This is a genomic window from Streptomyces sp. NPDC002809 (assembly GCF_040295435.1).
Lineage (GTDB): Bacteria > Actinomycetota > Actinomycetes > Streptomycetales > Streptomycetaceae > Streptomyces.
Window position 1 is genome coordinate 19542 of sequence record NZ_JBEOVJ010000096.1, and the last position, 10515, is coordinate 30056.

The following is a 10515-nucleotide window of genomic DNA, read 5'->3' on the forward strand; positions in this document are numbered from 1 at the left end:
TCATGACCGACCCCGTAGGAAAGCTTCCGAGCGAGCTCGACCAGCTCCCGGACCGCGACCCGGAGGAGACCGCTGAATGGGCGGCCTCCCTGGATGCCGTCACCAAGGCCGCGGGCCCGCACCGTGCCGCGTATCTGATGCGCCGCTCGCTCCAGCACGCCGAGGGCGCCGGTCTCGCGCTGCCCAAGCTGCTGGAGACCGATTACGTCAACTCCATCCCCACCGCCGCGGAGCCCGCCTTCGACGGCGACCTGGAGATGGAATCGCGGATCACCGCGTGGAACCGCTGGAACGCGGCCGCGATGGTGACCCGTGGCTCCCGCTTCGGCGTCGGCGGTCACATCGCCACGTTCGCCTCGGCGGCCTGGCTGTACGAGACCGGCTTCAACCACTTCTTCCGCGGCAAGGAGGGGGACGGCTCGGGCGACCAGCTCTACATACAGGGCCATGCCTCCCCCGGCATCTACGCCCGCGCCTTCCTCGACGGCCGGCTCAGCGAGCAGCAGCTCGACAACTTCCGCCAGGAGGCGGGCGGCGACGGTCTGCCGTCCTACCCGCACCCGCGGCGGCTGCCCTGGCTGTGGGAGTTCCCCACCGTGTCGATGGGCCTCGGCCCGCTGTCGGCCATCTACCAGGCGCGCTTCAACCGCTACCTGGCCAACCGCAACATCAAGGACACGTCGAACTCGCACGTCTGGGCCTTCCTGGGCGACGGCGAGATGGACGAGCCCGAGTCGACAGCCGCCCTCGCCCTCGCGGCGCGCGAGCAGCTCGACAACCTGACCTTCGTCATCAACTGCAACCTGCAGCGCCTCGACGGTCCGGTCCGCGCCAACTTCCGTGTCGTCCAGGAGCTGGAGGGCGCCTTCCGCGGCGCCGGCTGGAACGTCGTCAAGACGCTCTGGGGAACCGCCTGGGACGAGCTGTTCCAGCTCGACACCACGGGTGCGCTGGTGCGTCGGCTCCGTGAGGTCCCGGACGCGCAGTTCCAGACGTACGCCACCCGCGACGTCGCCTACATCCGCCAGCACTTCTTCGGCACCGAGCCCGCGCTCGCCGAGCTGGCGAAGCTGCTCACCGACGCGAAGATCGCCGAGTGTTTCCACACCTCGCGCGGCGGCCACGAGGCCCGCAAGGTGTACGCGGCCTACCGGGCGGCACTTGCGCACAAGGGTGCGCCGACGGTGATCCTGGCGCAGACGGTGAAGGGCTACACGCTCGGCCCGGGCTTCGAGTCGCGCAACGCCAACCACCAGATGAAGAAGCTGGACGGCAAGCAGTTCCGCGCCATGCGCGACCTGCTGGAGCTGCCGATCCCGGACGCGAAACTGGACGAGGGCCTGGTGCCGTACGGCCACCCGGGCGCCGACTCCCCCGAGGTCCGCTACCTCCAGGAGCGCCGTGCCGCCCTCGGCGGCCCCGCCCCGGCCCGCCGGGTGCACGCGGTGGCGCTGCCGCAGCCCGAGGAGCGTGCGTTCGCCGCGCTGAAGAAGGGCTCCGGCAAGCAGGAGCTGGCCACCACGATGGCGTTCGTCCGTCTGGCCAAGGACCTGATGCGGGACAAGGAGACCGGCAAGCGCTGGGTTCCGATCGTCCCCGACGAGGCCCGCACCTTCGGCATGGAGGCGCTGTTCCCGTCGGCCGGCATCTACTCGCCGCTGGGCCAGACGTACGACCCGGTCGACCGCGACCAGCTGATGTACTACAAGGAAGCCAAGGACGGCCAGGTCCTCAACGAGGGCATCACCGAGGCCGGCGCCATGGCCGACTTCATCGCCGCTTCCACGTCGTACGCGACGCACGGCGAGCCGATGATCCCGTTCTACATCTTCTACTCGATGTTCGGCTGGCAGCGTACGGGCGACCAGTTCTGGCAGCTCGGCGACCAGCTCGGCCGCGGCTTCGTGGTCGGCGCCACGGCGGGCCGTACGACGCTGACGGGCGAGGGCCTCCAGCACGCGGACGGCCACTCGCACCTGATCGCGTCCACGAACCCGGCGTCGCTCAACTACGACCCCGCGTTCGCGTACGAGATCGCGGTGATCGTCCAGGACGGTCTGCGCCGGATGTACGGCCCCGAGGCCGAGAACGTCTTCTACTACCTGACGGTCTACAACGAGCCGAAGCCGCAGCCCGCGATGCCGGAAGGCATCGAGGAGGGCATCCTCAAGGGCCTCTACCGCTTCAAGGAGGGCACGCCCGCGAAGGCGGACGCGCCTCGCGCCCAGCTGCTGGCCTCGGGTACGGCGATCCACTGGGCCCTGGAGGCCCAGGAGCTGCTGGCCGCGGACTGGGGTGTCACGGCCGACGTCTGGTCCGCCACCTCGTGGGGCGAGCTGCGCCGCGACGCGCTGGAGTGCGACGAGGCGCTGCTCCGCGGTGAGCTGCGGGTGCCGTACGTGACCCAGGCGCTGGAAGGCGCACCGGGCCCGGTCCTGGCGGTCAGCGACTGGATGCGCCAGGTGCCGGACCAGATCAGCCAGTGGGTGGAGCAGGACTGGACCTCGCTCGGCACGGACGGCTTCGGCCTCTCCGACACCCGTGACGCGGCCCGCCGCCACTTCGGCGTCGACCCGCAGTCGATCGCTGTCGCGGCCCTGGCCCAGCTGGCCCGCCGCGGCGAGGTGCCCGCGTCGGCGGTCAAGGAAGCCCGCGAGCGCTACGGGCTCTGACGACGCCCGGAGGACGCGGCGCGGGCCTGCCCGCTCCCCGTCCTCCGCACGCGTACGCCCCGCTCCGGCACAGGCCTTCTCCTCGATCGCCGGCCGGGCTCGATTTCCGAGCCCGGCCGGCGATCGAGGACGTTTCCGGGCCCGGCCGGCACTTCAAGGCGTCTCCTGAGCCCGGCCGGTGCTTGAAGGCATCTCCCGAGCCCAGCCTGTACCTGAACGCATCTCCTGAACCCGGCCGGTCGTTGCTTGAGGACATTCCCTGGGCCCGGCCGGTGCTTGAGGCCGCACCCCGGTCGGGCCCGTGCCACACGCACCCCCAGGCGCGGCCACAATGGCCGCATGCGTGCTGCCCGGCTCATCAGAATGGTGCTGCTTCTGCAGTCCCGCCCCGCCATGACCGCCGCCGAGCTCGCCCAGGAGCTGGAGGTGTCCGAGCGGACCATCACCCGGGACGCCCAAGCGCTCTCCGAGGCCGGGGTCCCGGTCTACGCAGACCGGGGACGGGCCGGCGGGTACCGGCTCGTCGGCGGGTACCGCACGCGGCTCACCGGTCTCGCCCGTGACGAGGCCGAGGCCCTCTTCCTCTCAGGCCTGCCCTCCGCGCTGCGCGAGATGGGCCTGGAGGACGCGGCGTCCGCCGCCCGGCTGAAAGTGTCGGCGGCCCTCCTGCCGTCCCTGCGGGACGCCTCCGCCACCGCCTCCCAGCGCTTCCACCTGGACGCACCCGGCTGGTACCAGGAACCGGCCACCCCCGCGCTCCTGCCCGTCGTCGCCGAGGCCGTGTGGGACGACCGCACGGTCCTCGCCCGCTACCGCCGGGCCGGCCGGGACGCCGGAGCCGAGCGCGAGCTGGCACCGTACGGGCTCGTCCTGAAGGCCGGGGTCTGGTACCTCTGCGCCCGCGCGGGAGACGACTTCCGGGTGTACCGGATCGACCGCTTCACGGCGATGACCGTGTCGGACACCCGGTTCGTCCGGGACGAGAGCTTCGATCTGCCCGCGTTCTGGGACGAGCGCGCGGCGGGGTTCGCCCGTTCGATCCTGCGGACCGAGGTGACGCTGCGGCTCTCGGAGACGGCCGTGCGCCGGCTGCCGCACGCAGTGGACCGCGTCGCCGCCCGGGACGCCCTGGACGCGGCCGGTCCGCCCGGCCACGACGGATGGACCACGGTCACGCTGCCGGTCGAGTCCCTGGATGTCGCGTACGGTCAGCTGCTGGCCCTGGGACCGGAGTTGGAGATCCTGGAACCGGCCGCCCTGCGCAGCAGGTTCGCGGCGGCCGCCGAAGCCCTTCATGCGCTCTATGTGAGGCCGTAAGGCTTCATTTCGGCGTCTCCGCGTGCATCGGCCGTCTCCGGGGCAGATGCTGGACCCGTGATGGACGAGACGGAATTCTGGGAGATCGTCGACAGCACCCGCGAGGCCGCCGACGGCGACCCCGAGGACCATGCCGACCTGCTCGTCGAACGGCTGGTGCAGCTCGATCCCGATTCCGTGCTGGACTTCGCCCGGCACTTCGAGGCCCGCTACAACCGTGCGTACCGATGGGACCTGTGGGCGGCAGCCAGTGTGCTGCTCGGCGGGGCGAGCGACGACGCCTTCGACTACTTCCGCTGCTGGCTGATCGGCCAGGGCCGGGAGGTCTTCGAGGGTGCGGTGCACGATCCGGACAGCCTGGCCGAACTCCTCGACGACTTCGACGAGGAGCTGGACGGCGACGCGGAGGAGCTGGGTTACGCCGCCGACGAGGCGTACGAGCAGCTCACCGGGGTGGTCGCGCCGGATCTCGGACTGCCGCCCCAGACCGCCGAACCGGAGGGCACCCCGTTCGGCTTCGAGGACGACGCGGCCCTGGCGGCGCGACTGCCCGCGCTGTGGCAGCGGTTCGGCGCAGGGTGAGCGCGGCCGTCCGGGCCCCGGTCACGGGGTGAGCGGCCGGCCCATCATCACATCGTCCACGTAGCGCCCGCCGAGGAAGAACTCGCCGGGCAGGACGCCCTCGACGGTGAACCCCTCCGCCTCGTACAGCGCACGGGCGGGCGCGTTGTGACCCAGCACCCGCAGGGTGATCCGGTTCGCCCCCTGGCGGCGCGCCGCCAGGCACGCCGCGCCTATCAGCGTGCGGCCCAGACCTCGGCCCCGTGCCCAGCCGGCCACCGCGAGGCCCTGTATCTGCCGGACGTGCGCGTTGCAGGCCAGCGGCGTGGGCGGCACGATGCGGACGTACCCGGCGACGACCGTCTCGCCCGCCGCGTTCACCGCGTCGGCCACCAGGACGTCCTGCGGCCGGTGCCGGTCGTCGAAGAACGGCTCGTACGGCGGCTGCGGGCGCGGCTGCACGGCGTGCAGCGTCGACCAGGTGCTGCGGTCGAGCTCCCCGAGGGCGGGGCCGTCGTCGAGGACGGCGGAGCGGACGCGGGGTACGGGAAGGTCGAAGGACTCAGCCATGGGCGTCACTGTGCCACGCCTCTTCGGCGGCATATGGGGCAGGATGGCCCCATGCCGCACTCCCGTATCGCTGTCACCGGATCGACCGGACTCATCGGAGCGGCGCTGGTGCGCTCGCTGCGGTCCGACGGGCACGAGGTGGTCCGGCTGGTCCGGCGCCCGGCACGGACGGGCGACGAGGTGGAGTGGGACGCCAAGCGGGGATACGTGGACGTGGCGGGGCTGGTGGGCTGTGACGCCGTCGTCCATCTCGCCGGGGCCGGGGTCGGCGACCACCGCTGGACCGAGGCGTACAAGCGGGAGATCCGGGACAGCCGGGTGCTGGGCACGGCCGCGATCGCGGCGGCCGTCGCCTCGCTGGACGAACCGCCGAAGGTGCTGCTGTCCGGGTCCGCGATCGGCTTCTACGGCGACACCGGGGACCGCGCGGTCGACGAGGGCGCACCGCCCGGCGACGGTTTCCTGCCGTCGGTGTGCGTGGAGTGGGAGGGGGCCACGGCCGCCGCGGAGGAGGCCGGGGTGCGGACCGTGCACGCGCGCACCGGACTGGTCGTCGCCCGGGAGGGCGGCGCCTGGGGGCGGCTCTTCCCGCTGTTTCGCGCGGGGCTCGGCGGCCGGCTCGGCAACGGGCGGCAGTACTGGAGCTTCATCGCTCTGCACGACCACATCGCGGCGCTGCGGCACGTCCTGGACACCCCGGAGCTGTCGGGAGCGGTGAATCTGACCGGGCCGGACCCGGTCACCAACGGCGAGGTGACGGCGGCGATGGGCCGGGTCCTGCGTCGGCCCACCCTGTTCACCGCTCCCGCACCGGCGCTGCGGATCGCCCTGGGCGACTTCGCCGAGGACGTGCTGGGCAGTCAGCGGGTGCTGCCTGGGCGGCTGCTGGACTCGGGATTCGCCTTCGCCTTCCCCGGGATCGACGCCGCCATCCGGGCCGCTCTGCGCTGATCCCGCGCTCCGGGAGCCGCGTTCCGTCGCGGGATTCGGACGAACGCGCGACCCCGTGCACCGGTGCCCCGGCCCGCGCGCGACTGCGCGCGATCCCGCCACCCTCCTAGCATCATGCCGAACTCGCGCATTCCGGTGGCCTGTTGAGGGCAAAACCCTCCCACCAGTTGCGCCGACTCGGGGAGGGCCACGTGCTCAGCACGGCACACCACGCGGACGTCGTCATCATCGGGGCCGGGATCGCCGGCCTGTCAGCGGCCCACCGACTGACCAGTGCGGGAGTGAGCGTCAGTGTCCTGGAGGCCGGCCCCCGGGTCGGCGGCCGGATGATGACCGACGAGGTCGACGGGTTCCGGCTCGACCACATCGGACCGCTTCTCAACACCTCGTATCCGGAGCTGTACTCGACAGCAGGACTGGACGGACTCGTCCTGCGGAACTTCGACCCCGGCGTACTCGTCCACAGCGAGGGCCGCCGGTACCGGACCGGGGAGATACGCAGCCCCCGGGGCTCACGCAGCGCGCGGGGCGCATTCAAGGCAGCGCGCGCCCTCGCAAGCGCCCCCCGGGCGCCCCAGGGAGGGAGCCTCACCGGCGCCATGGGCGGGGCGATCGACCAGGCCCGGCTCGGCGTGGCGCTGGCCCGGCTCGCGGCCACCCCCCGGGCCCGCATCATGGCCCGGCCCGAACGGGCCGCGCTCGACGCCCTGTCCGGCCGCGGCCTGTCCGCCCGGACGCTCAACGGCTTCGTGCGCCCCCTGCTCACGGCGCTGCTCAGCGACCCCGCGCTCACCACGTCGAGCCGGTGCGCCGATCTCGCGCTGCGCGGCTACGCGAGCGGCAGGCTCTGCGTACCGTCGGGAGGTTCGGCCACGCTGCCCGAACTGCTCGCGGCCACGCTGCCGCCCGGCACCGTACGGACCGGCGTGCACGTCACGGCGGCGGACATCACCTCGGTGCGCACCAAGGAACACGGCGAACTGGGCTGCCGCTCCCTGCTGCTCGCGACCGGCGCGGGCGCGGCGGCCGAGCTGCTGCCCGGTCTGCACGTGCCCTCCTTCCACCCGGTGACGGTGCTTCACCACACCGCCCCCGCTCCCCCGCCGACCGGCGCCTCTCTGCTCCTGGACGCCGACCGCTCGGGACCGGTCACGCACACGGCGGTGATGAGCGAGGTCGATCCGGCGCGCGCCCCGCACGGCCGGGTCCTGATCAGCTCGACGGTGCTCGGTACCCCGCCGCCCGATCTGGACCGGACGGTCCGCGCGCACCTCGCGGCGCTCCACGGCACGCCCACCGACGACTGGGAGCTGCTGGCCACCCACCACGATCCGGAGGCGGTGCCCGCGATGGTGGCCCCGCACGACCCGCAGCGCCCGGTCCGGCTGCTCGCCGGCCTGTACGTGTGCGGCGACCACCGCGACACCGGCACGGTCCAGGGGGCCCTGTCCTCCGGCCGTCGCGCGGCCGCGGCGATCCTCACCGACCTGGGGGTGAGCCCTGCCGGGGAGGACGCCACGGCGCTCTCCGAGGCGGCGTAGCGCCCCTCGGTCCGGGGCCGCGCCCACCGGGCGCGGCCTCATCCCAGCGCGGCCACCCGCTCGCGGTAGCCGCGGACCGCGGCGGCGTCGCGGAAGGGTTCGAGGCGCCGCTCGAAGTCACGCACGTACTCCGTGGCGCGCACCGACCGCATCTCGGCGGCCTGCTGCGCGGCCTCCGCGCCCAGCCGGCAGGCCTGGTCGAGCTCGCCGAGCCCGAGCCGGGCGGAGGCCAGGACCACGCGGCAGAACAGCCGGCTGCGGGCGTACGCGGGCGCGCGCAGCTGGAGCGAGCGCTCCGCGTGCTGTGCGGCGGCCCGGTACTGCTGGAGGTCGCGATGGCAGTGTCCGAACTCGTCGGCGAGCTGGGCCTCGTCGAAGTAGCGCGCCCAGTACGGCACCTCGTCGCCGGGGCGGGAGGCCTCCAGCGCGCGTTCCGCCCGCGCGAGCGAGGCCACGCACGCCTTGGCCTCGCCGAGCACGCCGTGGCCCCGCGCCTCGACCGCGTGCAGCAGGGCCAGTACGGCGTGGGGCGCGGAGGAGCCGACTCCCTGCTGGGCCACCCGCGCCAGCTGCACCGCCTCGCGCCCGTGCCCGAGGTAGACGGCCTGCCGGCTCATGGTGATCAGGACGAAGCTGCCGTAGGCCCGGTCACCGGCGGCCTGGGCCAGCCGGAGCGCCTGGACGAAGTAGCGCTGGGCGAGCCCGTGGGCCGCGATGTCGTACGAGGTCCAGCCGGCGAGCCGGGTCAGATCGGCCGCTGCGGCGAAGAGCCGCCGCCCGGTCGCCTCCCCGTACGTACCGCGCAGCATCGGCTCCGTCTCGTGCTCCAGGTACCGGACGAGGGCCTGTCTGGCGTGACCGCCGCCGTAGGCGTTGTCCAGGGTGCGAAAGAGCTCGGCGACCGAGCGCAGGGCGGCGACGTCGCCGCTGCCGACCTTCTGCCCGGAGCCCCGCTCGGCCTGCCGCTGCCGGGGAACGCCGGGGCCGGGGGACGCCGGGGAGCCGCCCGGCGCGTGCGGTCCGGCCGGCCGGGACGGTGTGGGCCCACGGAGGCCGTGCCGGACGCCGGGGCCGGGCGCGCCGCCCTGCTCGGGCACCCCGGGCGCGGACCCTCCGGCGGGTCCTCCGGGGCCGCTCCCGCCGCTGTGCTGCCCGTTCGCCGTGCTGCCGGGCGTCCCGTGCGTTCCGGGCGCCGTGCGCGGCCCGGGGTGCGCCTGGGCGGCCCCGTGCGCCCCGGCGGTGCCGCCCGCCACCGCTGCCGCTTCGTCCGTCCGTCCCACCCACTCGTCCGCCCGCCCGATCAGCCAGTCCCGGCTGGGGACGACCAGGCCCGCCGGGGTGAAGGCGATCTTCCGCAGCTCCACATGACTGCCGGAGTCCTTGCGCCACAGTCCGCTGACGATGTCGACCGCCTCGGCGGGGGTGGCCGCGAACTCCAGACCGGCGTAGACGGGGGCGCAGGCGTCCAGGCCCAGGTCCTGCGCGGAGAGCCGGCGGCCGAGCCGCCGGGTGAAGACCTCGGCGATCAGTGCGGGTGTGGTGCCCCGAGGCTGCTGCCCGCGCAGCCAGCGGGTCACGGAGGTCTTGTCGTACCGCAGGTCGAGGCCGTGTTCGAGACCGAGCTGGTCCACCCGGCGGGCGAGGCCGGCGTTGGAGAACCCGGCCTCGGTGATGAGTGAGGCGAGTCGGCGGTTGGGGGTGCGCTGCGGGGGTCGTTCCGACATCAGCTGTACGGTCTCCTGCCTTCGGGGCCGGGCGGGCAGTCCCTGAGGCCTGCTCTGAACGTTTCCCCGCGGCGTCGCGGTGCTGGGCAGGCCCCGGGGAACGGCGCGAATTTAGCGGCAACCGGGGCAACCCCGGCCACTCTCGCTTCACATTCATCCGATCGTGTGAGGATTGAGGGCGGCGCTGACGGGAACCACCTGCCGGGCCTGCGCTCCGAAGCCGGTCGTACAGTGGCCGGAGGCGCGATTCGGTGCATGGTGACGTGCCGACGGGGACATCCCCCGGCCCCGGCGCCGCAAGTAGAGAGGCTGCTTCCGTGACTGAGCTTCGGTTCGTCCGTCTGGGATTCGGCGAGGATGCCGTCGACTACCAGGAGGCCTGGCAGAAGCAGCGCGAGGTGCACGCGGCGCGGTTCGAGGACACCGTTCCCGACACCTGCCTGCTGCTGGAACACCCGCCCGTCTACACGGCAGGCCGGCGCACGGCCGACAGCGAGCGCCCCCTGGACGGCACCCCGGTCATCGACGTGGACCGCGGCGGCAAGATCACCTGGCACGGTCCGGGCCAGCTGGTCGGCTACCCGATCCAGAAGCTGCCGCGTCCGGTCGACGTCGTCGCACACGTCCGCCGGCTGGAGGACGCGCTGATCCGCACGGCGGCCGAGTTCGGCGTGGAGACCAGCCGGGTCGAGGGCCGCAGCGGCGTCTGGGTGCTCGGCGACCCGGTCGAGGAGCGACCGGCGATCGGCGGACTCTCCCTCGACTTCGACCCGCGGCTGCGGGACGAGGAGTTCGACGCCCGGCTGAACGGGCCCGAGTACGCCCCGTCCAACGCCGGCCAGCGCCGCGAGGACCGCAAGCTGGCCGCGATCGGCATCCGGGTCGCCAAGGGCGTCACCATGCACGGGTTCGCCCTCAACGTGAATCCGGACACCACCTCGTTCGACCGGATCGTGCCCTGCGGCATCCGGGACGCCGGCGTCACGTCGCTCAGTTACGAACTCGGCCGCGAGATCACGATCGCCGACGTGCTGCCGGTCGCCGAGAAGCACCTCCGGGACATCCTGGAGAACGCCGACCTCGCCCCGCGCACGATCGAGCGGGCACCTGTGAGCGCTTCCTACGACTTCGACACCGTGATCGACCGCCGCGGCACCTGGTGCGTCTAGTGGGACGGGG

Annotated in this window: 8 protein-coding genes; 6 read left to right on the forward strand and 2 right to left on the reverse strand. The window is 73.4% G+C overall.

All coding sequences use genetic code 11. The annotated features are described in order from the left end of the window. Positions 1 to 2: 2 nt before the first annotated feature. The 3 genes from aceE (at position 3) to ABT025_RS34475 (ending at position 4571) form a co-directional block, all read left to right on the forward strand. The gene (aceE, locus tag ABT025_RS34465) at positions 3 to 2672 is read left to right on the forward strand and encodes a pyruvate dehydrogenase (acetyl-transferring), homodimeric type (RefSeq protein ID WP_351002600.1); all 2670 of its coding nucleotides are present in this window, start codon (positions 3 to 5) and stop codon (positions 2670 to 2672) included. A gap of 339 nt (positions 2673 to 3011) precedes the next feature. Next, entirely contained in the window at positions 3012 to 3989 is a 978-nt protein-coding gene (locus tag ABT025_RS34470) for a helix-turn-helix transcriptional regulator (RefSeq protein WP_351002601.1), read from the forward strand. A gap of 60 nt (positions 3990 to 4049) precedes the next feature. After that, positions 4050 to 4571, forward strand: a complete 522-nt coding sequence (locus ABT025_RS34475) for a DUF4240 domain-containing protein (RefSeq protein ID WP_351002602.1) — start codon at positions 4050 to 4052, stop codon at positions 4569 to 4571. A 21-nt stretch (positions 4572 to 4592) separates the two neighbouring features. Here ABT025_RS34475 and ABT025_RS34480 read toward each other — a convergent pair whose 3' ends face one another. Further along, complete coding sequence (locus ABT025_RS34480) at positions 4593 to 5120, reverse strand: GNAT family N-acetyltransferase (RefSeq protein ID WP_351002603.1); 528 nt, start codon at positions 5118 to 5120, stop codon at positions 4593 to 4595. A 51-nt stretch (positions 5121 to 5171) separates the two neighbouring features. On the opposite strand from ABT025_RS34480, the gene ABT025_RS34485 reads away from it, so the two are divergent. After that, the gene (locus tag ABT025_RS34485) at positions 5172 to 6071 is read left to right on the forward strand and encodes a TIGR01777 family oxidoreductase (protein WP_351002604.1); all 900 of its coding nucleotides are present in this window, start codon (positions 5172 to 5174) and stop codon (positions 6069 to 6071) included. Between the two features lie 191 nt (positions 6072 to 6262). Then, positions 6263 to 7612 carry an NAD(P)/FAD-dependent oxidoreductase gene (locus tag ABT025_RS34490; RefSeq protein WP_351002605.1) on the forward strand — a complete coding sequence of 450 codons (1350 nt, stop codon included), beginning with the start codon at positions 6263 to 6265 and terminating at the stop codon, positions 7610 to 7612. Positions 7613 to 7650: 38 nt separating this feature from the next. Here the strand turns inward: ABT025_RS34490 and ABT025_RS34495 are convergent, their stop codons facing one another. Beyond that, positions 7651 to 9336, reverse strand: a complete 1686-nt coding sequence (locus tag ABT025_RS34495; protein WP_351002606.1) for an NsdA family TPR-like regulatory protein — start codon at positions 9334 to 9336, stop codon at positions 7651 to 7653. A 317-nt stretch (positions 9337 to 9653) separates the two neighbouring features. Here ABT025_RS34495 and lipB point away from each other — a divergent pair, with 317 nt between their 5' ends. After that, positions 9654 to 10505, forward strand: coding sequence for a lipoyl(octanoyl) transferase LipB (gene lipB / locus ABT025_RS34500; protein WP_351002607.1), 852 nt, complete (start codon positions 9654 to 9656; stop codon positions 10503 to 10505). Positions 10506 to 10515 lie beyond the last annotated feature (10 nt).

Coding starts and splice junctions, on each gene's coding strand:
- aceE (WP_351002600.1), top strand. CDS start 3: ATGACCGACCCCGTAGGAAAGCTTCCGAGCGAGCTCGACCAGCTCCCG.
- ABT025_RS34485 (WP_351002604.1), top strand. CDS start 5,172: ATGCCGCACTCCCGTATCGCTGTCACCGGATCGACCGGACTCATCGGA.
- ABT025_RS34495 (WP_351002606.1), bottom strand. CDS start 9,336: ATGTCGGAACGACCCCCGCAGCGCACCCCCAACCGCCGACTCGCCTCA.
- ABT025_RS34470 (WP_351002601.1), top strand. CDS start 3,012: ATGCGTGCTGCCCGGCTCATCAGAATGGTGCTGCTTCTGCAGTCCCGC.
- ABT025_RS34480 (WP_351002603.1), bottom strand. CDS start 5,120: ATGGCTGAGTCCTTCGACCTTCCCGTACCCCGCGTCCGCTCCGCCGTC.
- ABT025_RS34475 (WP_351002602.1), top strand. CDS start 4,050: ATGGACGAGACGGAATTCTGGGAGATCGTCGACAGCACCCGCGAGGCC.